Source organism: Agrobacterium tumefaciens (assembly GCA_025560025.1).
In the GTDB taxonomy this organism is placed as follows: domain Bacteria; phylum Pseudomonadota; class Alphaproteobacteria; order Rhizobiales; family Rhizobiaceae; genus Agrobacterium.
Map to the genome: position 1 here is coordinate 2620187 of CP048485.1, position 22314 is coordinate 2642500.

General features: G+C 59.0%; 22 protein-coding genes (1 of these 22 running past the window's edge). 8 read left to right on the top strand and 14 right to left on the bottom strand.

Features of this window, described 5'->3' with window-relative positions; genetic code table 11:
• Positions 1-50: 50 nt before the first annotated feature.
• From FY152_12640 to FY152_12650, 3 genes are read right to left on the bottom strand one after another with little or no spacing between them, the layout of a single operon-like run.
• Entirely contained in the window at positions 51-521 is a 471-nt protein-coding gene (locus tag FY152_12640) for an HPr kinase/phosphorylase (GenBank protein ID UXS32903.1), read from the bottom strand.
• On the bottom strand, positions 511-2301 hold the full coding sequence (locus FY152_12645) for a HAMP domain-containing protein (GenBank protein ID UXS32904.1): 1791 nt from the start codon (positions 2299-2301) through the stop codon (positions 511-513). Before FY152_12645 ends, FY152_12640 begins: the two co-directional genes overlap by 11 nt.
• Positions 2302-2357: 56 nt before the next feature.
• Positions 2358-3107, bottom strand: a complete 750-nt coding sequence (locus tag FY152_12650) for a response regulator transcription factor (protein ID UXS32905.1) — start codon at positions 3105-3107, stop codon at positions 2358-2360.
• Positions 3108-3424: 317 nt separating this feature from the next.
• On the opposite strand from FY152_12650, the gene FY152_12655 reads away from it, so the two are divergent.
• The 3 genes from FY152_12655 to lysM all read left to right on the top strand — a co-directional run bounded on the left by FY152_12655 (position 3425) and on the right by lysM (position 6119).
• Positions 3425-5035: a phosphoenolpyruvate carboxykinase gene (locus FY152_12655; protein UXS32906.1), complete on the top strand. Its 1611-nt coding sequence runs from the start codon at positions 3425-3427 to the stop codon at positions 5033-5035.
• A 112-nt stretch (positions 5036-5147) separates the two neighbouring features.
• Positions 5148-5582, top strand: a complete 435-nt coding sequence (gene arfB, locus FY152_12660; protein UXS32907.1) for an aminoacyl-tRNA hydrolase — start codon at positions 5148-5150, stop codon at positions 5580-5582.
• 84 nt (positions 5583-5666) lie between these two features.
• On the top strand, positions 5667-6119 hold the full coding sequence (gene lysM, locus FY152_12665; protein ID UXS32908.1) for a peptidoglycan-binding protein LysM: 453 nt from the start codon (positions 5667-5669) through the stop codon (positions 6117-6119).
• Positions 6120-6168: 49 nt separating this feature from the next.
• Here lysM and FY152_12670 read toward each other — a convergent pair whose 3' ends face one another.
• From FY152_12670 to hisB, 7 genes are read right to left on the bottom strand one after another with little or no spacing between them, the layout of a single operon-like run.
• Positions 6169-7137 (bottom strand): type I pantothenate kinase, encoded by a 969-nt coding sequence (locus FY152_12670; GenBank protein ID UXS32909.1) that lies wholly within the window; start codon positions 7135-7137, stop codon positions 6169-6171.
• Between the two features lie 29 nt (positions 7138-7166).
• Positions 7167-7490 (bottom strand): phosphoribosyl-ATP diphosphatase, encoded by a 324-nt coding sequence (locus FY152_12675; GenBank protein ID UXS32910.1) that lies wholly within the window; start codon positions 7488-7490, stop codon positions 7167-7169.
• A gap of 15 nt (positions 7491-7505) precedes the next feature.
• The gene (hisF, locus tag FY152_12680; protein ID UXS32911.1) at positions 7506-8282 is read right to left on the bottom strand and encodes an imidazole glycerol phosphate synthase subunit HisF; all 777 of its coding nucleotides are present in this window, start codon (positions 8280-8282) and stop codon (positions 7506-7508) included.
• Positions 8279-9022, bottom strand: coding sequence for a 1-(5-phosphoribosyl)-5-[(5-phosphoribosylamino)methylideneamino]imidazole-4-carboxamide isomerase (gene hisA / locus FY152_12685; protein UXS32912.1), 744 nt, complete (start codon positions 9020-9022; stop codon positions 8279-8281). The genes hisF and hisA overlap by 4 nt, the downstream gene beginning before the upstream one ends.
• 1 nt (position 9023) lies before the next feature.
• The gene (gene hisH, locus FY152_12690) at positions 9024-9674 is read right to left on the bottom strand and encodes an imidazole glycerol phosphate synthase subunit HisH (protein ID UXS32913.1); all 651 of its coding nucleotides are present in this window, start codon (positions 9672-9674) and stop codon (positions 9024-9026) included.
• A gap of 1 nt (position 9675) precedes the next feature.
• Positions 9676-10170, bottom strand: coding sequence for a DUF2628 domain-containing protein (locus FY152_12695; protein ID UXS32914.1), 495 nt, complete (start codon positions 10168-10170; stop codon positions 9676-9678).
• 22 nt (positions 10171-10192) lie between these two features.
• Positions 10193-10789, bottom strand: a complete 597-nt coding sequence (gene hisB, locus FY152_12700) for an imidazoleglycerol-phosphate dehydratase HisB (protein ID UXS32915.1) — start codon at positions 10787-10789, stop codon at positions 10193-10195.
• Positions 10790-10990: 201 nt separating this feature from the next.
• On the opposite strand from hisB, the gene hslV reads away from it, so the two are divergent.
• From hslV to FY152_12720, 4 genes are all read left to right on the top strand, one after another.
• Positions 10991-11515 carry an ATP-dependent protease subunit HslV gene (gene hslV, locus FY152_12705; protein ID UXS32916.1) on the top strand — a complete coding sequence of 175 codons (525 nt, stop codon included), beginning with the start codon at positions 10991-10993 and terminating at the stop codon, positions 11513-11515.
• A 74-nt stretch (positions 11516-11589) separates the two neighbouring features.
• A complete protein-coding gene (hslU, locus tag FY152_12710) occupies positions 11590-12897 on the top strand; it encodes an ATP-dependent protease ATPase subunit HslU (GenBank protein ID UXS32917.1) in 1308 nt (435 codons plus the stop codon).
• Positions 12898-13094: 197 nt separating this feature from the next.
• The gene (locus FY152_12715; protein ID UXS32918.1) at positions 13095-14060 is read left to right on the top strand and encodes a DUF1402 family protein; all 966 of its coding nucleotides are present in this window, start codon (positions 13095-13097) and stop codon (positions 14058-14060) included.
• Between the two features lie 121 nt (positions 14061-14181).
• Entirely contained in the window at positions 14182-16350 is a 2169-nt protein-coding gene (locus FY152_12720) for a malate synthase G (protein UXS32919.1), read from the top strand.
• Between the two features lie 77 nt (positions 16351-16427).
• Here the strand turns inward: FY152_12720 and FY152_12725 are convergent, their stop codons facing one another.
• Positions 16428-17141 carry a L,D-transpeptidase gene (locus FY152_12725; protein ID UXS32920.1) on the bottom strand — a complete coding sequence of 238 codons (714 nt, stop codon included), beginning with the start codon at positions 17139-17141 and terminating at the stop codon, positions 16428-16430.
• 183 nt (positions 17142-17324) lie between these two features.
• On the opposite strand from FY152_12725, the gene FY152_12730 reads away from it, so the two are divergent.
• A complete protein-coding gene (locus tag FY152_12730) occupies positions 17325-17810 on the top strand; it encodes an MmcB family DNA repair protein (GenBank protein ID UXS32921.1) in 486 nt (161 codons plus the stop codon).
• A 59-nt stretch (positions 17811-17869) separates the two neighbouring features.
• Here FY152_12730 and FY152_12735 read toward each other — a convergent pair whose 3' ends face one another.
• From FY152_12735 to hrpB, 3 genes are all read right to left on the bottom strand, one after another.
• Complete coding sequence (locus FY152_12735; GenBank protein UXS32922.1) at positions 17870-18457, bottom strand: ActR/PrrA/RegA family redox response regulator transcription factor; 588 nt, start codon at positions 18455-18457, stop codon at positions 17870-17872.
• Between the two features lie 65 nt (positions 18458-18522).
• Complete coding sequence (locus FY152_12740; protein ID UXS32923.1) at positions 18523-19854, bottom strand: ActS/PrrB/RegB family redox-sensitive histidine kinase; 1332 nt, start codon at positions 19852-19854, stop codon at positions 18523-18525.
• A gap of 5 nt (positions 19855-19859) precedes the next feature.
• Positions 19860-22314 carry the 3' portion of an ATP-dependent helicase HrpB gene (hrpB, locus tag FY152_12745; GenBank protein ID UXS32924.1) on the bottom strand. Its footprint extends 32 nt past the window's final position, so 2455 of the gene's 2487 nt are visible here — the last part of the coding sequence; the start codon falls outside the window, past its right edge; the stop codon is at positions 19860-19862.

Here is a 22314-nt window from a genome sequence, read left to right on the forward strand (position 1 = left end):
ATTTCATCTTGATGAGGAAAATGCGAATCGCAAGCCTAAAATCGCCCGAATCACGGTCGCTTCACATTCGTTTTAAAAAGATTTTGAGCAAGTGCAGCAAATTTTCCATAGGGCGTAAGACTGGAAAGCGGAATGCGCAGAAGCGGAAGATGCCCGCCGCAGGGCAGCAACACCACCTCGTCATCTTCGGGAAGTCTGGGATTTTCGGGTGAAAGAACTGTCGTGACGGCGAAATCCAGTGGCGCATTCGCAATGCTTTTGAGTGAAACAATGCCGCTGCCGCGCAGTTCCAGCAATCCGGCGATCGCTTCCGGCCGCTCCGCAATGATGGTTTCGCCGTCGCGATACACGAAAATCTGATCGTCCGCGATCAATGCGGCCGTCAATCCGCAGCGTTCAGCCTCGACCAGGAAGCTGAAGGCAAGCTCGCTTTTGCCGCTGCCGGAGGGTCCGGTGAAGAGGATGCCGGTCTTGTCTACGACGATGGCGGTAGCGTGCAGGTTGAAGCGTTCAGCGTTCATGGGTCTCGGCCGCCGGCAGCGACAGGGTGAAGCGCGCGCCGGAAATCACACCGTATTTGTCGACGACATTTTCCGCCCTGAGGCTGCCGCCATGGGCTTCGGCGATCTGGCGGCTGATGGAAAGGCCAAGGCCGGAATTCTGCCCGAAGCCTTCGCTGGCCGGCCGGTCGGTGTAGAAGCGCTCGAAAATCCGGTCGATATCTTCTGCCTGAATGCCCGGTCCGTTGTCTTCCACCTGCACAAGGCAACGATCCTTGTGGCGAGAAAGACGCACGGTGATGCGGCCGCTTTCCTCCGCAACGAAAGAGCGTGCATTCTCGATGAGGTTGGTGACGATCTGGCCTATGCGAAGATCGTGGCCATTCACCACGAAAGAGGTCTTGGTGCCTGCCTTCCGGTCGACGACATAGTCGATCGTCACGCTTTTCTTTTTGGTGCTTATCTGGCGGGATATATCCACCAGACCCTTCATCAGGACATCGAGATCAAGCGGCGAGGCATCGGCGCGCGCCAGCTCGGCATCGAGCCGCGAGGCATCCGAAATATCGCTGATGAGGCGGTCGAGGCGGCGCACATCGTGGAAAATGATCTCGGTCAGACGCTGCTTGGACTCTTCGGTCTTGGCGCGCGGCAGCGTTTCAACGGCGCTACGCAGTGACGTCAGCGGGTTTTTGAGCTCGTGGCTGACATCGGCAGCGAAACTTTCGATCGCATCGATACGGTCGTAAAGCGCGGTCGTCATTTCACGCAACGCTATCGAAAGGTTGCCGATCTCGTCCTGACGTGCTGAGAAATCCGGTATTTCCTCACGGGTTCTTGCCCCACGGCGAACGCGGATCGCGGCGGCCGAAAGCCGCCGCAGCGGCGTGGCGATGGTGGAGGAGAGGAGCAGCGACAGCACGATATTGACCAGCGTGGCGATGCCGAAGACGCGCATGATCGCAAGGCGTTCCGCATGCACGATCTTGTCGATATCGCCCGCCTGCGTCGAAAGCAGCAGCACGCCAAGCACAGCGCGGAAGCGCTGTACCGGCACGGCGACCGAAACGATCAGCTCACCCTTTTCGGTCACGCGCACCACGGCACCACGAACGCCGGTCAGCGCATTCATCACCTCCGGATAGATGGAGCCGTCGCCGCCCGGCGCTTCCTTGTATTGCGGCAGGCTGCTTGGTTGCAGCATGCGGTTGAACATGCTGGTGAACCATTCGCCCCAGGTCTGGGTTTCCGGTGTCACCGGCGGCAGATCGAAGCGCAGGACCTGTCCGCGCGAATAAAGGTGGCGGGAATCGAGAAGCAGGTTGGCATCGGCATCGAACAGCCGCGCGCGCGTGCGGGTCGGCGAAATCAGCCGGCGCAGCACCGGCGCCACCCGTTCCGGATTGATCGGAAAACTCAGGTCCTCGTCATTGGGGGCAGGGGTAATGCTCTGCCCCGCCTGCAGTTCGAGAAGCTTTTCCGGATTGATGGTGATCGAGTTGGTGTCAACAGAGGCGGAGGCGGAAATGGCGCCGGCGATGATTTCACCCTGCGTCAGAAGGCTTTCCACCCGCGCGTCGATCAGCCCCTCGCGGAACTGGTTGAGGTAAAGAATGCCGCCGACAAGAACGACTGTCGCCGCAACGTTGAAGAACAGAATACGGCGCGTGAGGCTGGAAAACACCGCATTGCCGAAAATGCGCCGGATGATCGTCAGCGGATGGATACGATGGCGGCGTTCGCTGCCGCGTTCTTCGGCATCGTCACTATCCGAGACGGTTTCCGGCGTTTTCTTCAACACGTATTTAAGTCCTCGCCACCACTTTTCGGGTGGTCTCTTCCGATTTGCGTGCCGATTCAGGCCGCTTCGCGGAAGCGATATCCTACGCCATAAAGCGTTTCAATCATATCGAAGTCGCCGTCGACCAGTTTGAACTTCTTGCGAAGGCGCTTGATGTGGCTGTCGATCGTACGGTCATCCACATAGACCTGCTCGTCATAGGCGGCATCCATCAGCGCGTCGCGGCTTTTCACCACGCCCGGCCTCTGCGCCAGCGAATGCAGGATGAGGAATTCGGTAACGGTGAGCGTTACCGGTTCGCCCTTCCAGGTGCAGGTGTGGCGCTCCTGGTCCATGGCGAGCTGCCCGCGTTCAAGCGTGCGCGCCTGCTGGTCCGCAGTCGGTTTCGCCGCGCCGCCACCGGCGACGGGGGAGGCGTCGCGGCTGCTGGCGCGGCGCAGGATGGCCTTGACGCGCTCCACCAGAAGACGCTGCGAAAAAGGCTTTGTGATGAAATCGTCAGCGCCCATCTTCAGGCCGAACAATTCGTCGATCTCTTCGTCCTTGGACGTCAGGAAGATAACGGGAATATCCGATTTCTGGCGAAGACGCCGCAAAAGCTCCATGCCGTCCATGCGGGGCATCTTGATGTCGAAAATGGCGAGCTGCGGCGGGCGGGCGATCAGCCCGTCAAGCGCGGACGCGCCGTCCGTATACGTTTCGACCCGGTACCCTTCGGCTTCGAGCGCGATCGATACCGAAGTGAGAATGTTCCGGTCATCGTCGACAAGCGCGATAGTCTGCATGTAGTTGGTCTCCATCGTCATTTTCTCGTAACTCCCGACATTCACCCAGCCAAGGTTGTGCGCCGTGAGCCACTCTCTTGAGTATAAAGGTGGAACAAATTGTGGCAAAGGAAATCTCACAGCCAAATCCGCAGCGCGATCAGGGGATTTCGGTGAAAACGCCGCAGCCGGATTTTAATGCGTCTTCAACCGATTTAAAAAGAAATAAAATCTTTTAAATCGATTAATATATTGAAATCACTAAGTTTTTTAAAGTGAAGCTCTTGCGTTTCTAAAAGCTGCCACGTATTTTCCGAGGAAATTTCAACGTCCTTATCGTCATTAACAAGGAACGCGTCATGAACGAGCTTGGGGTTCATAATCCTGCCAATGGAGTTGCGGAACTCGGACTGGGCGAGGCCTCCCGCGTCTTTTATAACCTCAATGAGAGCGAATTATACGAAGAGGCGATCCGCAACGGCGAGGCTGAACTGACCATCGATGGTGCGCTGCGCGCCGTCACCGGTCAGCATACGGGCCGCTCGCCGAAGGATAAGTTCGTCGTTCGTGATGCCTCCACCGAGAACACCATCTGGTGGGATAACAATAAGCCGCTGTCGCCGGAGAATTTCGAGCTGCTGCGCAAGGACATGCTGGCCCATGCCGCCGGCAAGACGCTTTACGTGCAGGATCTTATCGGCGGCGCCGATGAGGAAAATGCGCTGCCGACACGCGTCGTCACCGAACTTGCCTGGCATTCGCTGTTCATCCGCAATCTGCTGATCCGTCCGAAGCGGGAGAAGCTTTCGGGCTTCAAACAGAAGCTGACCATCATCAACCTGCCGAGCTTCAAGGCCGATCCGGCGCGTCACGGCGTGCGTACGGAAACCATCATCGCCTGCGATCTCACCAATGGTCTCATCCTGATCGGCGGCACCTCCTATGCCGGCGAAAACAAGAAGTCCGTCTTCACGGCCCTGAATTATCTCCTGCCGGCCAAGGGTGTCATGCCGATGCATTGCTCGGCCAATGTCGGTCCTGAGGGTGATTCCGCCGTGTTCTTCGGCCTCTCCGGCACCGGCAAGACCACGCTGTCGGCTGATCCGTCGCGCACGCTGATCGGCGATGACGAGCATGGCTGGGGCGAGCACGGCATCTTCAACTTTGAAGGCGGCTGCTACGCCAAAGCGATCAAGCTCTCGGCCGAAGCCGAGCCGGAAATCTACGCCGCGACCCGCCGTTTCGGCACGGTTCTCGAAAACGTCGTTCTGGACGAAAACCGTGTTCCGGATTTCAACGACAACTCGCTGACGGAAAACACCCGCAGCGCCTATCCGCTGCACTTCATTCCGAATGCATCGGAAACGGGCATTGCCGGCCATCCGAAGACGATCATCATGCTGACGGCGGATGCATTCGGTGTGCTGCCGCCGATCGCGCGTCTGACGCCGGAACAGGCCATGTATCACTTCCTCTCCGGCTACACCGCAAAGGTTGCCGGCACGGAAAAGGGCGTGACCGAGCCGGAAGCCACCTTCTCCACCTGCTTCGGCGCACCCTTCATGCCGCGTCACCCGGCGGAATATGGCAATCTGCTGCGCGAGCTGATCGGCAAGCATGGCGTCGATTGCTGGCTGGTCAACACCGGCTGGACGGGCGGTGCTTACGGCATCGGCAAGCGCATGCCCATCAAGGCGACCCGCGCGCTTCTGACGGCCGCCCTTACCGGTGAGCTCAAGGGTGCCGAATTCCGCACCGATGCGAATTTCGGTTTCGCCGTGCCGCTGTCGCTGGATGGCGTCGACAGCGCGATCCTCGATCCGCGTTCGACCTGGGCCGATGGCGCAGCTTACGATGCGCAGGCGAAGAAGCTGGTTTCCATGTTCGTCACGAACTTCACCAAGTTCGAAGATCATGTCGACAGCAAGGTTCGCGACGCTGCACCTGGCCTGCTGCTCGCGGCTGAATGAATGAAGCCTCATTTGTGAGGAGGAGGGGACCCGGCCTTGTGCCGGGTTCTTTCGTTTGGCCTGCTGTTTCCATTCCTGCCGATCTATGGCATCACCGGCGCGGAGAAAGATCATGGCCAGCGACGCGCTTTACATCAGCAACCGTATCACCATCGCCGGCTGGGAGCTGACGGAGCAATTTGTGCTGGCCGGCGGTCCGGGCGGCCAGAACGTCAATAAGGTCTCGACGGCGGTCCAGCTGTTTTTCGACATTGCCAATTCCCCCTCCCTGCCGGACCGGGTGAAGACCAATGCCCTGCGTCTGGGCGGCAGGCGTGTTTCGAAAGACGGCGTGCTGATGATAGAGGCGAGCCGGTTTCGCAGCCAGGAGCGCAATCGCGAAGACGCGCGCGAAAGGCTCAAGGAACTGATCCTCGAAGCCGCCGCCCCGCCGCCGCCGGTGCGCAAGGCCACCAAGCCGACCAAGGGGTCCGTCGAACGCCGCCTCAAGGCAAAGTCCGGACGTTCGGATGTCAAGAAAATGCGCGGCAAGCCGTCAGGTGAATAGGCTTTGGGCCGGCAAAATGTTTCGCCCTTGTCATAGAGCCTCAAATATCGTCTGGTAAGCCTCCCTACAACCAAGGAGGGTGCTATGGGTCTGTTCAATTTCATCAAGGAAGCGGGAAAGAAGCTTGGTATCGGCGGCGGCGATGATGCTCCCGATGTCGAAGCGGTCAAGAAGGAACTCGCTTCTCACGATCTCGGCACGGACAAGGTTCAGGTCGAGGTGGTGGACGACAAGGTCGTCCTGAAGGGCGAAGTGGCCGATCAGTCGGTTTTCGAAAAGGCGGTCATCGCGGTTGGCAATACGCTTGGCATTTCCAAGGTCGAGGCCGGCGAGCTGAAAGTGGCCGAAGCGCCGGCGAAAGAACCCGTCTTTTACACGGTCAAGAAGGGCGATAACCTCTGGAAGATCGCAGAGGCCCAGTACGGCAAGGCAAATGGCGCGAAGAACAATATCATCTTCGAAGCCAACAAGCCGATGCTGACCCATCCGGATAAAATCTATCCGGGTCAGGTCCTGCGTATTCCTGAGCTTGCGTAATAACGGGTTTTAACTATCGCAATGGAGATGCCGCGTTGCGCGGCATCTTTCACAACTTGCGAAGCGCCACCGTGTCGATCAGGTGGTTTTTTCCCTTGCGCAAGATAAGGTCGGCGCGCGGGCGCGTGGGCACGATGTTCTGGCGCAGGTTCTTCAGGTTGATATTCTGCCAGAGACCCTCGGCAATGCTGAGCGCCGCTTCCTCGCTGATCGATGCATAGCGATTGAAGAAGGAATTCGGGTCGCGGAAAGCGGTTTGCCGCAGATTCATGAACCGGTTCACATACCAGTTGTGAATGAAGTCCTCATCCGCATCGATATAGATCGAGAAATCAAAGAAATCCGAAACGATCGGCACGATCCGCCCGCCTGCGGGTAGATCACGCGATTGCAGGACGTTGATGCCTTCGAAGATCAGGATATCCGGCTGGTCGATGACGGTGAATTCGTTCGGCAGCACGTCATAGGTTAGGTGTGAATAGCGTGGTGCCTTCACATTGGGCTGGCCCGCCTTGATTGCCGAGAGGAAACGTAAGAGCGCACCGATATCGTAGCTTTCAGGAAAGCCCTTACGCTCCATCAGGTTCTCGCGTCGCAGCACCTCGTTCGGGTAAAGAAAGCCATCGGTGGTGATGAGATCGACTTTCGGGCTGGAGGGCCAGCGGGCCAGAAGCTCCTTCAGGATACGCGCCGTCGTCGATTTACCAACGGCCACCGAACCGGCAATACCGATGACGAAAGGCGTCTTGTTGACATCCCCCATGTTGAGGAAGCGGTTGCGCTGCTCGAACAGCAGCTGCGACGCTTCCACATGCGAAGACAGCAGGCGCGACAGCGACAGATAGATGCGCCGCACTTCGTCCAGATCGATCGGATCGTCCAGTGAGCGCAGTCGCTTGACCTCGTCGGCGGAAAGCGTCAGTGGCGTGTCGGCACGAAACTTCGACCATTCTTCCGAACTGAAGAAGTGGTAGGGTGAATATTCATCTGGTCGGAAATGATCGAGTGTGCTCGGCATGCCTCTCTCCCCGCTGCCTGCCCCGACATTCATGAGTTAGGCCTCGCTGCCTTTTCAGCAAGGCCGGTTTGACCCGTCCGGCGCTCCAGCTCGGCAAAAACATCGTCCAACGCAATGTCGGCGATCTTCAGCACCACCAGCAGATGGTAAAGCAGATCGGCGGCCTCGTTTTTCAGCCCGTCGCGATCCTTCGCGATAGCGGCGATAACGGCTTCGACAGCCTCTTCGCCCAGTTTTTTCGCCGCACGCTCCTGGCCGGCAGCAACCAGCTTGGCCGTCCAGGATTCGTCAGGAGAGGCAGCGGCGCGTGTCGCGACAATGCGTTCCAGATCGGAAAGGGAAAATGCGCTCATGGAAAATTCCTGCAATCAGTCGAGACGCATGGCGATGCCATGCTCGGCCATATAGGTCTTGGCTTGCCCGATCGAATAGGTGCCGAAGTGGAAGATGGAGGCGGCGAGTACCGCTGTCGCATGGCCATCACGCACACCTGCCACCAGATCATCCAGGGTGCCGACGCCGCCCGAGGCGATGACGGGCACGCGAACCTGATCGGCAATGCTGCGCGTCAGGCCAATATCGTATCCGCTCTTGGTGCCGTCGCGATCCATCGAGGTAACCAGCAATTCGCCGGCGCCGCGTTCGACCATCTTGATGGCGAATTCCACGGCATCGATCCCGGTCGGCTGGCGTCCACCATGGGTGAATATTTCCCAGCGGTCGATTTCTCTATCTTTCGACACCCGCTTGGCGTCGATGGAAACAACGATGCACTGGTTGCCGAACTTGTCGGCCGCCTGCGCCACGAAATCCGGATCCTTGACGGCTGCGGAATTGATCGAGACCTTGTCGGCGCCGCACAGAAGCAGCTTGCGGATATCCGCAACACTGCGAACCCCACCGCCAACCGTTACCGGCATGAAACAATGATCTGCGGTGCGCGAGACGACATCGAAGATCGTGTCGCGATTATCCGAGGAGGCGGTGATGTCGAGGAAGCAGAGTTCGTCCGCTCCCGCCGCATCATAGGCCTTCGCCGCCTCGACCGGGTCGCCGGCATCGATCAGGTCGACGAAGTTCACGCCCTTGACGACACGGCCGTCTTTCACATCCAGGCAGGGAATAACGCGGGCTTTGAGGGTCATGCGTTTACCTCCTTCGCAGCCTTGATGAGGGCAAGCGCCTCGGTGGGATCGATGCGGCCGTCGTAAAGGGCGCGGCCGGAAATTGCGCCTTCGAGCTTTGCGGCATCGGGCTGCAACATGCGCTTTATGTCATCGATGGATGCGAGACCGCCGGAGGCGATGACCGGGATCGACACGGCATTCGCCAGTTCCAGCGTCGAAGCCCAGTTGATGCCGGCCAGAATGCCGTCGCGATCAATATCGGTGTAGATGATGGCCGCGACGCCGGCACCTTCGAAACGTTTGGCCAGTTCGATGACGCCGAGTTCGGACGCCTCTGCCCAGCCTTCAACAGCGACTTTGCCGCCCTTGGCATCGATGCCGACGGCGACCTGGCCGGGGAAACGCTTGCAGGCTTCGATGACCAGAACCGGATCACGAACCGCCACGGTGCCGAGAATGACACGGGCAAGCCCACGGCTGAGCCACGCTTCGATGTGGTCGAGCGTACGGATGCCGCCGCCAAGCTGCACCGGGTTTTTCGTGGCTTTCAGAATGGCGTCGACCGCCTCGCCATTGACTGTCTGGCCGGCAAAGGCGCCGTTGAGATCAACGACATGCAGCCATTCGAAGCCCTGATCCTCGAAGGCTTTCGCCTGCGCGCCGGGGTCCTCGTTATAGACGGTGGCCTGCTCCATATCGCCGAGTTTCAGGCGAACGCACTGGCCGTCTTTAAGGTCGATTGCGGGAAAAAGAATCATGTCAGGGCTTCCAGCGCAGGAAATTGGAAATCAGGGCAAGGCCGAGCGTCTGGCTTTTTTCCGGGTGGAACTGTGCGCCCGCCATATTGTCGCGCCCGACGAAAGCCGTCATCGCGCCACCGTAATTGGTGGTGGCGATGACATCCGTCGAATGCTTGGCTGCCAGATGATAGGAATGTACGAAATAGGCGTGCAATCCGTCCGCGCCGGTCTTGATACCGTCGAATAGTGGGTGGGCGTGACGGATTTCCAGCGTGTTCCAGCCGATCTGCGGAATCTTCAGGCTCGGATCGGACGGCGTCATTTCCACGACATCGCCTTCGATCCAGCCAAGGCCCTTGCTGACAGTCTTTTCCAGCCCGCGCGAGGACATCAGCTGCATGCCGACGCAGATACCAAGGAACGGATGGGCCTTTTTCTCCACGGCTTCGATGAGCGCTTCATGCATGCCGGGAACGGCGTCAAGACCGGCGCGGCAATCCGCATAGGCGCCGACGCCCGGCAGAACGATGCGATCCGCCGAGGCGACATGATCCGGCTTGTCGGTCAGGTCGATGGTTGCATTGATGCCGGCTTCACGGGCGGCACGCTCGAAAGCTTTGGTGGCCGAACGCAGATTGCCCGAACCGTAGTCGATGATCGCGACACGCATGTCAGCGCCTTCCATTCAAGTCGAAAAGAAACGATCCGGCGGGATCGTTGACGAAGTTTTTGTCGCCGCTCTTTTGCGGCGAAGGGGTCCAGACCGGCTGGGACAGCTGTTCCGCCCACTCGGTGTTTTCGCCGAGACCGGAGAAATATATCTCTTCGGCACTCGAAAGATCAGGGGCGGAAACGATGGATGTCATCTTCCAGCCTTTACGGACAAGATGCCGGGCAAGGAAATTGCGTCCCTCCAGCGCCGTGATGAGGGCGATGGCGAAACCACACAAAATGCCCGCCGGTTCGAATCCGGGTAACATTGATGCCTGCCCGGCCAGAAGAAGGGCGATGAAAACGACGGTTGCGGCGAGCCACAGCCGGTTTATAGCAAGCCACAACCAGGGTGCGATCAGCGCCAGCCAGACAAAACGGTCTGCGATGAAGCGGGTCGTCTTGTGGTCCCTGTCCGGCCCGTTGGGGGCTTCCAGAACGAGATAGCTTGTCATGGGCTTCCTGACAGCTTTGGCGTCAGGCCAGCATGCCCTTCGTGGAGGGAACGCGGCCTGCCTGCCGGGGGTCGATCTCGGTTGCCGTGCGAAGAACGCGGGCAACGGCCTTGAAGCATGTTTCGGCGATATGATGGTTGTTGGCGCCGTAATGGTTCAGGATATGCAATGTGATGCCGGCATTCTGCGCCAGCGCCTGGAAGAATTCACGCACCAGTTCCGTATCGAAGGTGCCGATCTTCGGCGCGGAAAAATTGACGTTCCAGACGAGGAAAGGCCGGCCGGAAATATCGACGGCGGCCTTGGTCATCGTTTCGTCCATGGCAAGATCGAGCGAGGCATAACGGGCAATGCCGCGCCGGTCGCCCAGCGCGCTGGCAATCGCCTGGCCGATGGCAATACCGGTATCTTCCACCGTGTGGTGGTCATCGATGTGCAGGTCGCCCTCTACCTCGATCTCCATGTCGATCAGCGAATGGCGGCTGAGCTGGTCCAGCATATGGTCGAAAAATCCCACGCCGGTGGAAATTTTCGATTTGCCGGTGCCGTCGATATCCACGCGCACCGAAACCGAGGTTTCGTTGGTCTTGCGGATAATCTCGCCTTTACGTTCTGCCATTTTGGCCGCTCCGTGGAAATGTTGCCGTTCCTTATCAGCACGGGACACAAATATCCAGTTGTTCCATCGTCTTGCCTGGCCTGCATAAAACTGCGCGTCACAAGGATGATTGCAATCGCGAAAAGCAAACTTACATAGAACTCGAGAAGGGCCGCATCCCGGCCCGTTAACAGCAGGCCCGGCAGGGCAGACAGGTGTTTGATGACAACGATTATTACAGTCAGGAAGGGCGGCAAGGTCGTCATGGCTGGCGATGGTCAGGTAAGCCTCGGCCAGACCGTCATGAAGGGCAATGCCCGCAAGGTTCGCCGCATTGGCAAGGGTGAAGTGATTGCCGGTTTTGCCGGCGCGACGGCGGATGCTTTCACGCTGCTTGACCGTCTTGAAAAGAAACTCGAGCAATATCCCGGCCAGCTTATGCGCGCCGCTGTAGAACTCGCCAAGGACTGGCGCACGGATAAATATTTGCGCAATCTCGAAGCCATGATGCTGGTGGCCGATAAATCCACCACGCTCGCCATCACCGGCAATGGCGATGTGCTGGAGCCCGAGCACGGCGCGATCGCCATCGGTTCCGGCGGCAATTATGCCTTTGCGGCTGCCCGCGCCATGATGGATACGGATAAATCGGCTGAGGACGTGGCGCGCCAGTCGCTCGATATCGCCGCCGATATCTGCGTTTATACCAATCACAATCTCGTCGTCGAAACGCTCGACGCCGAATAAGCTAGTTTCTCACCCAAGGGTCCTGTGGGCCGGGCCGGAATGGCCGGCCGGAACAGGAAAGCCGAGAGGATAGAATGACCACTTTTTCTCCCCGGGAAATCGTCTCGGAACTCGACCGCTTCATCATCGGCCAGCATGAGGCCAAACGTGCGGTGGCGATTGCGCTGCGTAACCGCTGGCGCCGCCAGCAGCTTGATGAGAGCCTGCGCGATGAAGTCATGCCGAAAAACATTCTCATGATCGGGCCGACCGGTGTCGGCAAGACGGAGATTTCGCGCCGCCTCGCGAAGCTCGCCGGTGCGCCCTTTATCAAGGTTGAGGCGACGAAATTCACCGAAGTCGGTTATGTCGGCCGCGATGTCGAACAGATCATCCGCGATCTGGTCGAGATCGGCATCGGCCTCGTGCGTGAAAAGAAGCGCGCCGAAGTACAGGCCAAGGCGCATCAGAGCGCCGAAGAGCGGGTGCTCGATGCGCTGGTTGGCGCAACCGCCTCGCCCGGCACGCGTGAAAGCTTCCGCAAGAAGCTGCGCGACGGCGAACTGGACGACAAGGAAATTGATATCGAAGTGGCGGATAGCGGCTCGGGCATGCCCGGTTTCGAAATTCCCGGCATGCCGGGCGCCAATATCGGCGTTCTCAACCTGTCGGAAATGTTCGGCAAGGCCATGGGCGGACGAACCAAGAAGGTGCGCACGACAGTATCGAAATCCTATGCCGATCTGATCCGCGATGAATCCGACAAGCTGCTCGACAATGAAATGATCCAGCGCGAGGCGGTGAAATCCGTCGAAAATGACGGCATCGTCTTCCTCGACGAAATCGACAAGATCGCCGCCCGCGACGGCGGCATGGGCGCCGGCGTTTCGCGCGAAGGCGTGCAGCGCGATTTGCTGCCGCTGGTCGAAGGAACAACGGTTTCGACGAAATACGGGCCGGTGAAGACAGACCACGTTCTCTTCATCGCATCGGGCGCTTTCCATGTGGCGAAGCCGTCGGATCTTCTGCCGGAGCTTCAGGGCCGTCTGCCGATCCGCGTCGAGCTGAAGCCGCTGACCAAGGAGGATTTCCGCCGTATCCTGACGGAGACGGAAGCCAGCCTCATCCGCCAGTACAAGGCGCTGATGGCGACGGAAGAACTTGACCTCGATTTCACCGATGACGCGATCGATGCGCTGGCCGATGTGGCCGTTCATCTCAACTCCTCGGTTGAGAATATCGGTGCGCGCCGCCTCCAGACGGTGATGGAGCGGGTTCTGGACGAGATTTCCTTCAATGCACCGGATCGCGGCGGTTCCGCCGTCAAGATCGATCAGGACTATGTCAAAAAACATGTCGGCGATCTTGCTGCCGATACGGACTTGTCCCGCTATATTCTTTGAAGACTATAGAGATTAAAGATACGGGAGTGCGGCCATATTTGCCGCACTCTTTTATTTTATCTGCCTCATCTCGCATTCAGCCCGCATTTTGTTTATGGGAAGGGCTGCATTCCGGTTGGAACCGCTTTCGTGGAATGGTCCGGTTTTCCTCACGTGTTTCGAAGGGAAGCCGCAGGCTTGAGAAAAGGCATTCGCTCGTGCGCAAAACTCTTCTGGCATTTGCCGCTGCTTTGACGTTCACCGTCGTCTCGTCTTCTTATGCCGAGGCTGCGACGGTCGTTCCACCGGGCAATCGCAATGCCGAACAGCCGGGCGTTCCTGGGGCTTCTGCGCGCAGGACCAAGGCGTCCAACAGCTCTTTCGACCGTAAATATCAGAAGGTGATCGACCTTCTGTCCTCTGACAAGGCGCTGATCGCCAAGATCAAGTCGACTGCCGGGCGCTACGGTATCGATCCGATCCATATGATCGGCGCGATCGTCGGCGAACACACTTATAATGTCGACGCCTATGACCGGCTGCAGTCCTATTACGTCAAGGCGGCCTCTTATGCGGGCAACAGCTTCCGTTTCGGCTATAAGGACGAAACCATCGCGCAGTTTCTGGCCCATTCGCAATTTGCCAAATGCCAGTCTAAAAAGGATTCCTACAGTCTCTGGAACTGTCGGGAAGATGTCTGGGAAGACAGTTTCCGTGGCAAGACGGTGGATGGCGTCGCTTATCCGAACAACCGTTTCAGCGCTGTATTCTTCCAGCCCTTTTATGCCGGTCAGACTTTCGGTCTTGGCCAGATCAATCCGCTGACGGCACTGATGCTGTCGGATATGGTGTCGAGAACGTCGGGCTATGAGAAGCTGGATGAGAATGACGCTACCGCCGTTTACACGGCGATCATGGACCCTGACCGCTCGCTGGCCTTCATGGCAGCTTCGATCCGCAAGTCGATCGACGACTACAGATCGATTGCCGATATGGATATTTCAAAAAACCCGGGCGTAACCTCCACCCTTTATAATGTCGGTGGTTCGCAGCAGCGCGCAGCTGCCCTTGCCCAGAAGAACCGCCAGCGCGCCTCAGGCGGAGAGCAGCCCCTATTGCCGGAAGAAAACTATTACGGCTGGCTTGTGAATGACCGCATCAAGGATTTGCAGGCGCTTTTGTAGAAAAAGACGATTATCGATCGTATTATTTCCAAAAAGGAAACAATATTTGGCTGCCTGCCGCAATTGACGAGCGCCCGCCTCAGCGTCCAATCTGGACGCATAGAATAATGAGGAGGCGCATATGAGCCGCACGGATAAATTCGGTCTTTCCATCGATGACAGGCTTTATGCCTTTTTGACAGACGAGGTGCTGCCGGGCACGGGTCTGGACAGTGAAACCTTTTTCAAGGGCTTTTCCAGTATTGTCCACGAGCTGTCTCCGAAGAACCGTGAGCTGCTTGCCAGGCGCGATTCCCTGCAGGAAAAACTGGATGGCTGGTACCGGCAGAACGGCGCTCCCCTGGATTTCGATGCCTATGAAGGCTTTCTGAAGGAAATCGGTTACCTGCTGCCGGAAGGTCCCGGCTTCAGGGTGGAAACCGGCAATGTCGACCCGGAAATTGCCCTTGTCGCAGGCCCGCAGCTGGTTGTTCCCGTCATGAATGCGCGTTATGCGCTGAACGCGGCCAATGCCCGCTGGGGTTCGCTTTACGACGCGCTTTACGGCACGGACGCCATTTCTGATGCCGACGGCGCGGAAAAGGGCAGGGGCTACAATCCGAAGCGCGGCGACAAGGTCATCGCCTGGGCGAGAAACTTCCTTGATGAATCGGCCCCGCTCGAAACGGCGGGCTGGTCGGATGTGACTGGCTTCAAGATCGTTGACGGCGCATTGCAGCTTGCAATCGGGGACGGCACGACCGGCCTCAAGGACGCCGCTCAATTCAAGGGCTTTACCGGTGAGGCGGCAAAGCCGGCAACGATTCTGCTTGGCAAGAACGGTTTGCACACGGAGATCGTCATCGATCCGTCGACCGAAATCGGCAGAGGCGACAGGGCAGGCATCTCGGATGTCATTCTCGAATCGGCGCTCACAACCATCATGGATTGCGAGGATTCGGTTGCCGCCGTCGATGCCGAAGACAAGGTGCTGGTCTATGGCAACTGGCTCGGTCTGATGCGCGGCGACCTGACGGAAGAGGTTTCGAAGGGTGGAAAAACCTTTATCAGAAGCCTCAATCCGGATCGTTATTATACCGCCCCCGATGGGTCAGCGCTCACTCTGCCAGGGCGCTCCCTGATGCTGGTGCGCAATGTCGGTCATCTCATGACCAATCCGGCAATCCTCGACAGGGATGGTCGCGAGGTGCCGGAAGGCATCATGGACGCTGTCGTCACGGCTCTGATCGCGCTTTACGACGTCGGTCCGTCCGGGCGGCGGCAGAATTCCCGCACCGGCTCCATGTATGTGGTCAAGCCGAAGATGCATGGGCCGGAGGAAGTCGCCTTCGCCAACGAGATTTTCACCCGCGTCGAACAGCTTGTCGGCATGGCGCCGAACACCATGAAAATGGGCATCATGGACGAGGAGCGCCGCACCACGGTCAATCTCAAGGAAAGCATCCGCGCGGCAAAGGACCGGGTCGTCTTCATCAATACCGGCTTCCTCGACCGCACGGGCGACGAGATCCATACCTCGATGGAAGCGGGTCCGATGATCCGTAAGGGCGATATGAAGCAGGCGGCCTGGATCGCGGCATACGAGAACTGGAACGTCGATATCGGACTGGAATGCGGTCTTTCCGGCCATGCGCAGATCGGCAAGGGCATGTGGGCCATGCCGGATCTGATGGCGGCGATGCTGGAGCAGAAGATCGCCCATCCGAAAGCCGGCGCCAACACCGCCTGGGTGCCATCACCGACGGCCGCGACGCTGCATGCCACGCATTATCACAAGGTTGATGTTGCTGCGGTTCAGGAAGGCTTGAAAAGCCGCGGACGCGCGAAGCTCTCCGATATTCTGTCCGTGCCGGTCGCACCGCGTCCCAACTGGACGCCGGAGGAAATCCAGCGCGAACTCGACAATAATGCACAGGGTATTCTGGGATATGTCGTGCGCTGGGTCGATCAGGGCGTTGGTTGCTCCAAGGTGCCTGATATCAACAATGTCGGGCTGATGGAGGATCGCGCCACACTGCGTATCTCCGCGCAGCATATGGCGAACTGGCTGCGCCATGGCGTGGTGACGCAGGAACAGATCGTCGAGACCATGAAGCGCATGGCAGCTGTTGTCGATGCGCAGAATGCCGGCGATCCGGCCTATCTGCCGATGGCATCCGACTTCGACGGATCGGTCGCGTTTCAGGCGGCTGTCGAACTGGTGCTGAAGGGCCGTGAACAACCGAACGGCTACACCGAGCCGGTTCTGCACCGCCGTCGTTTGGAACTGAAGGCAAAACAGGCGGCCTGAAGCCGTCAGCAGTCCTGAGAAACAAAAAAGCCGCCGGGGAAATCCACGGCGGCTTTTTCTTGTCAGGTATGTGATCTTTACTGGATCACGACGACCTTGGAGCTGCGGCCCGGACGGACGCGGCTGTAAAGATCCATGACGTCCTGGTTGATCATGCGGATGCAGCCGGAAGAGGCGGCGGTGCCGATCGAAGCCCATTCGGGCGAACCATGAATGCGGAACAGCGTGTCCTGTCCCTTTTCGTTGAAGAGATACATGGCGCGCGCGCCGAGCGGGTTGGTAAGACCCGGGCCCATGCCTGCCTCGACATATTTCGCGACTTCCGGCTTGCGGTCCGCCATTTCCTTTGGCGGATGCCACATCGGCCATTCCTGCTTCCAGGCGACATAAGCCTCACCGGCCCAGGCGAAACCGGCCTTGCCGACGCCGATACCGTAACGAACCGCACGGTTGCCGGACAGGATATAATAGAGGTACCGGTCGCGCGTATTGACGATGATCGTGCCCGGCCGTTCGCTGGTCTGGAACTCGACGATCTGGCGACGGAACTTCTCGTTCACACGATTAATCGGAATGGCCGGCAGCGCATAACCCGCATCAGTCACGGGGCCGTAAACATCATTGAAGATCTGCACCGTTTCGACCTTCGCCGGAACCGGGTCGGCGACCGGCACGGATGCCGCGATCTTGCCGGATGTCGGCGCAGATGATTGGGAAGTGGTTTCGGCGCAGCCGGCCAGAGCCAGTGCTGCCGTCAGACCGAGTGCGGTCAATGGGGTACGGATGCGCATGTCGTTCTCGCGGAAAATTCGCCAAATTGTGCGAAGGAGTAGGCTTAATTGGATAAATCGGTTATTTTCCATTCAGCCGCTCTTGGCAAGCCGTTGCGCCGCCGCAAGACGGTTGTGCATTTAAAATTGCCGGTTGATTGCCTTTTTGCAACAATAGGCCAAACGCTTCAGCAGCCTTTATCCATGACTATTCTTTCCGTTACCAACAATAATCCGTTAATAGATGGTCGCCAGTCGGACAAGGCGATGCTGGTGCGCCGCGGTGTGCAGGTGCTTTTGCACGAGATGCGCCATTCGGTGCTGCCGGAACTGCCGCTTGCCAGCGGACGGCGGGCTGATCTCATCAGCCTGTCGGCAAAGGGTGAGATCTGGATCATCGAGATCAAATCCTCGATTGAGGATTTCCGCGTCGATCGCAAGTGGCAGGACTATCGTCTGCATTGCGACCGGCTGTTTTTCGCCACGCACCCGGAAGTGCCCACCGAAATATTCCCCGAGGAATGCGGCCTTATCCTGTCGGATGGATATGGCGCGCATATGCTGCGCGATGCGCCGGAGCACAAATTGCCGCCGGCGACCCGCAAATCGGTGATGCTGGATTTCTCGAGAACCGCTGCAACCCGCCTGATGCTGGCGGAATGGACAACCGGCCGCAGTTTCGGCGAATAATGCCGGTTTCGGCGCATTTTCCGGACGCAGAACCGCTTCGCATTTTTACTGGAAATACTCTACTTCGGTGCGCGTTTTGCCAGAATGCGCTGCAATGTCCGTCGGTGCATGTTGAGCCGGCGAGCCGTTTCCGAGACGTTGCGTTCGCACATTTCATAAACGCGCTGAATATGCTCCCACCGTACCCGGTCGGCCGACATGGGGTTCTCAGGAACTTCCGTCTTTTCACCCTTGCGCTGTGTGAGCGCATTAAAGACATCGTCCGCATCGGCGGGTTTTGCGAGATAGTCCAGCGCCCCGAGTTTCACGGCGGTGACGGCGGTGGCGATATTGCCGTAGCCGGTCAGCACCACGATCTGCGTATCGTCCCGGTTCTGCCTGATGGCTTCGATGACCTCCAGGCCGTTGCCATCCGCAAGTCTCAAATCAACGACCGCATATTTAGGCGGCGCAGCCTTGGAACGGGCAATACCCTCGCTGACCGTCTCGGCGGTGTCGACGGCAAAACCGCGTGTTTCCATCGCCCGCGCAAGCCGGCGCAGAAACGGGCCGTCATCATCGACGATCAAAAGCGATCTGTCGGGTCCGATCGGATCTTCGTCGTCCGTCGGCGCGCTGGTGGATGGGTTCTGGTCTTCTGTTTTCATGTTTCCGGCCTTCCGGCAACTTCGTCGGCTGTCTTCTTATCGCCGCTTCAACGTGGATGGTAAAGTCAACGGCTTCTTTTATCGTCCATAAGTGCCCGAGGCCAGACGATTGTGACCCGCGCGCCGGTTTCGCTTGAACCGCGATTTCCGAAAGTGACGGTGGCGCCGGACCTTTCCAGCAACGTCTTGGCGATGAAAAGCCCCAGCCCCAGCCCACCGGCCCGCGTGTCGTTGTGACGTTCGGTCACATAGGGCTCGCCGATGCGGGCAAGCACGTCATGGGCATAACCAGGACCGTCATCCTCGATGACGACGACGACATTCTGCGAATCGTAATCCACGGTCAGGGTCACTTTTTCCCGCGCATAGTCCACGCCGTTTTCGATGAGGTTGCCCAGCCCGTAAATAATCCCGGCGTTGCGGATACCGACCGGCTCGTCGGCCCGGCTGTTCTTTTCCACGAGTTCAAGGCGAATGCCAAATTCCCGGTGTGGCGCCATCACCTCCTCGATCAGCGAGGAAAGCGGCAGGCGGCGCATATGTTCTTCATTGTCAGCGGAAAGCGATGTGAGGCGACGCAGAATATCGCGGCATCTTTCGCTCTGGCTGCGCAGCAGCGCTATGTCCTCGCCATACTTGTCATCATTGCCGAGTTCTCGCTCCATTTCCTTGGCGACGACGCTGATTGTCGCCAGCGGCGTACCCAGCTCATGGGCGGCGGCGGCGGCCAGCCCATCCAGCTGCGACAGGTGTTTTTCCCGCTCCAGCACCAGTTCGGTCGCAGCCAGCGCATCTGCCAGCTGATTGGCCTCGTGCGAAACGCGATAGGCATAAAAGGCTGCGAAGGAGGTGGTGGCAATGATCGCAACCCAGGTGCCGACATGCAGCAGAAGCTGGATCGGCAGCACCTCATCGGGATACCAGGGAACCGGAAACGGCGAAAACGCGATGGCTGTCGAGCAGATGACGGCAAAGGCAAGAAGAATAAGAGAATGCCGAAGCGGCTGCGAGGCAAAGGCAATGATGACCTGCACACAGATCAGCGGCGCAAAAGGATTGGAAAGGCCGCCGGTAATATAGATCAGCGCGGTTAATTGCAGCAGGTCGAAAGCAAGCAGCAGTGTCGCTTCCCAGGGCTCCAGACGATAGGTGGAGGGAAAACGGGCGGTGAGAAACAGATTGGCGAGCGCCAGAGCCGCGATCAAAAGCCCGCAGGCCAGAAGCGGCAAAGGGAAATTCAGCCCGAAAGCGACGAACAGGATCGTCGCGGTCTGCCCTGCAACCGCCAGCCAGCGCAACCATACGATGGTTTGCAGCCTTATCCTGCGGCTGGCGCGGCCAAGCCTCGTGGTTTCGATCGGATGGCCAGCCACCTTCGTCTCCTTCACCTTTGTCATCGTCGTCAAGTTCCGCGCGGTTTTGCACGGCTGGTCGGCAATGCCGATGCCGGATCCTCCGGCCAGGGATGGCGCGGATAACGCCCGCGCATGTCCGCCCGCACGTCCTTCCACGATCCCGCCCAGAAACCGGGAAGATCGCGTGTCTTCTGTATCGGCCTGTGCGCCGGCGAGGTCAATTCCAGAAGCAGCGGCAATCGTCCCTGCGCGATGGCAGGGTGGGCCGTCAGTCCGAAAAGCTCCTGCACGCGAATGGAAAGCGTCGGTTCGCTCGCATCGTAACGAATGGGATGCCGCTGGCCCGTCGGCGCTTCGAAATGCGTCGGCGCGAGCCTGCCGAGATCGCGCGCCACCTCATAGGGTACCAGCGCTAAAAGTCCTTCTGAAAGACTTCCGGCGCGGATGTCCTGAAGGCTGCGTGCGCCGTTCTGGAAAGGCACGAACCATTCATCCAGCCGTAAAAGCAATGCCGCATCGCTGACATCTGGCCAGGGTTCACCGATGCTGGCGTGCAGAAACCCTATCCTGTCGCGCAGCTGCTGGGTTTCTTTAGACAGAGGAAGAATGCCGATGCCGAATTCCCGAACGCCATTGGCGAGCGCCTGCGCTGCCTGTTCACCTTCCGGGCGGGGCAGGGGCGTCTCGTCCAGAATAATGGCGCCAAGGCGCGTGACGCGGCGCGCACGCGCCTGACCGCTCGCCTTGTCGAAGAGCAGCTGGTCCTGTTGAACGATGAGGTGCGGCATCCGCTCCTCTATATCAGTCCTTTCGATAATAGCTGCCGCCAGGATGCGCGGTTGCGCCGCCCGCCCGATAATATCGGCCACGACCAGCATTCTGCTTGCCGCAAGCCGTTCAGTTTCGGCGAGTTCAGCACCCCGGCCATTCGCCATCACATAACGGCCGCGTGCTCCACGCTGAAGCGCAATTCGGTCCGGATAGGCGTGCAGCAGCAACGGACCAGCCTCGCTTGCCTGTTCGGTTGCCGCTTTCGCACCGCCAATCGTGTCGAACAGCCTCGATGCCAGCTTGCGCGCTGCCTGCGCCCTTTCGCTTCTGTCGGAAAGAAAGCGCCGTAGCCGTTCGTCGAGATCGGTATCGTTTCCGCCCAGCCCTTGTTCCGTCAGCATGACGGCAAGCATCGCCGCCTTTTTCCCCGCACCCTCATCCGTTGCCGCTATCACCATGGCCGCCAGCCGCGGCGGCAGTGAAAGACCGCGCATCAGACGGCCTCGCTGCGTCAGCGCGCCGCCTTGGTCGAGCGCACCCAGATTTTTGAGAAGCGCGACCGATTCCTTCAGAGCCGCTTCGGGAGGCGCATCCAGAAATGCGAGCGCGGAAGGATCATGAACACCCCAATGGGCGAGGTCGAGTGCGAGGCCGGAAAGATCGCTCGCCAGAATTTGCGGCGGCGTGAAAGCGTTGAGCGCCGCCGTCTGTCCCGAATGCCACAGGCGGATCGCGACACCGGGTTCCGTTCGCCCGGCGCGGCCCGCCCTCTGGTCGGCGGAGGCCCGAGACACCCGTACCGTCTCGAGTCTCGTGATCCCGGTTGCCGGCTCGAAGACCGGCAGTCGCTGCAATCCACTGTCGATCACCACGCGCACGCCATCGATGGTAATCGAGGTTTCGGCGATTGAGGTGGCCAGCACGATTTTACGCCGTCCGGGCAATGCCGGCCTGATCGCCGCATCCTGCTCCTGCTGCGAAAGATTGCCATAAAGGGGGATGATATCCGTATCACCGGAAAAACGTCCCTCCAACCGCGCGGCCGTTCGGATGATTTCCGCCTGTCCCGGCAGAAAGGCGAGGATGGAGCCCGTCTCCGATCCGTGGGCTTCGGTAATCGCCTTTGCGACTTTCTCTTCCACCGGCACACCCGACCACCGATCCTCATAGCGGGTGTCGATCGGAAATGTCCGGCCAAGGCTCTGAATGACAGGGGCGTCACCCATTAACGCGCTGATGCGTTCCACATCGAGAGTGGCGGACATCACGAGGAGGCGCAGATCGTCTCGCAATCCAAGCTGGACGTCGAGAGCAAGCGCCAGCCCAAAATCGCCATCGAGCGAACGTTCGTGAAACTCGTCGAAAATCACCGTCGAAACGCCGGCAAGCTCGGGGTCGTCAAGAACCATCCGTGCGAACACGCCTTCCGTCACCACTTCTATTCGTGTCCTTGAGGAGACGCGATTGTCGAGCCGCATGCGGTAGCCGACAGTTTGCCCCACATCCTCGTGAAGCAGCTCGGCCATGCGCCCGGCGGCGGCACGGGCGGCAAGCCGGCGTGGTTCGAGAAGAATGATCTTGCCGTCACCCCGCCATTCCTGATGCAAGAGATGAAGTGGTACGAGTGTCGTTTTACCCGCACCCGGGGGCGCCGAAAGAACGGCGCGCTTCGCCCCAGCCAGGGCCTCGGCGATATCGCTGAGTACCGCAGTGACGGGAAGTTCGGGCAAT

Coding starts and splice junctions, on each gene's coding strand:
- FY152_12675 (UXS32910.1), bottom strand. CDS start 7,490: ATGAGCGCATTTTCCCTTTCCGATCTGGAACGCATTGTCGCGACACGC.
- hisA (UXS32912.1), bottom strand. CDS start 9,022: ATGATTCTTTTTCCCGCAATCGACCTTAAAGACGGCCAGTGCGTTCGC.
- FY152_12670 (UXS32909.1), bottom strand. CDS start 7,137: ATGCCGAGCACACTCGATCATTTCCGACCAGATGAATATTCACCCTAC.
- lysM (UXS32908.1), top strand. CDS start 5,667: ATGGGTCTGTTCAATTTCATCAAGGAAGCGGGAAAGAAGCTTGGTATC.
- hisB (UXS32915.1), bottom strand. CDS start 10,789: ATGGCAGAACGTAAAGGCGAGATTATCCGCAAGACCAACGAAACCTCG.
- FY152_12640 (UXS32903.1), bottom strand. CDS start 521: ATGAACGCTGAACGCTTCAACCTGCACGCTACCGCCATCGTCGTAGAC.
- hisH (UXS32913.1), bottom strand. CDS start 9,674: ATGCGTGTCGCGATCATCGACTACGGTTCGGGCAATCTGCGTTCGGCC.
- FY152_12730 (UXS32921.1), top strand. CDS start 17,325: ATGACTATTCTTTCCGTTACCAACAATAATCCGTTAATAGATGGTCGC.
- FY152_12720 (UXS32919.1), top strand. CDS start 14,182: ATGAGCCGCACGGATAAATTCGGTCTTTCCATCGATGACAGGCTTTAT.
- hisF (UXS32911.1), bottom strand. CDS start 8,282: ATGACCCTCAAAGCCCGCGTTATTCCCTGCCTGGATGTGAAAGACGGC.
- arfB (UXS32907.1), top strand. CDS start 5,148: ATGGCCAGCGACGCGCTTTACATCAGCAACCGTATCACCATCGCCGGC.
- FY152_12735 (UXS32922.1), bottom strand. CDS start 18,457: ATGAAAACAGAAGACCAGAACCCATCCACCAGCGCGCCGACGGACGAC.
- FY152_12725 (UXS32920.1), bottom strand. CDS start 17,141: ATGCGCATCCGTACCCCATTGACCGCACTCGGTCTGACGGCAGCACTG.
- FY152_12740 (UXS32923.1), bottom strand. CDS start 19,854: ATGACAAAGGTGAAGGAGACGAAGGTGGCTGGCCATCCGATCGAAACC.
- hslV (UXS32916.1), top strand. CDS start 10,991: ATGACAACGATTATTACAGTCAGGAAGGGCGGCAAGGTCGTCATGGCT.
- FY152_12655 (UXS32906.1), top strand. CDS start 3,425: ATGAACGAGCTTGGGGTTCATAATCCTGCCAATGGAGTTGCGGAACTC.
- FY152_12650 (UXS32905.1), bottom strand. CDS start 3,107: ATGACGATGGAGACCAACTACATGCAGACTATCGCGCTTGTCGACGAT.
- FY152_12695 (UXS32914.1), bottom strand. CDS start 10,170: ATGACAAGCTATCTCGTTCTGGAAGCCCCCAACGGGCCGGACAGGGAC.
- hslU (UXS32917.1), top strand. CDS start 11,590: ATGACCACTTTTTCTCCCCGGGAAATCGTCTCGGAACTCGACCGCTTC.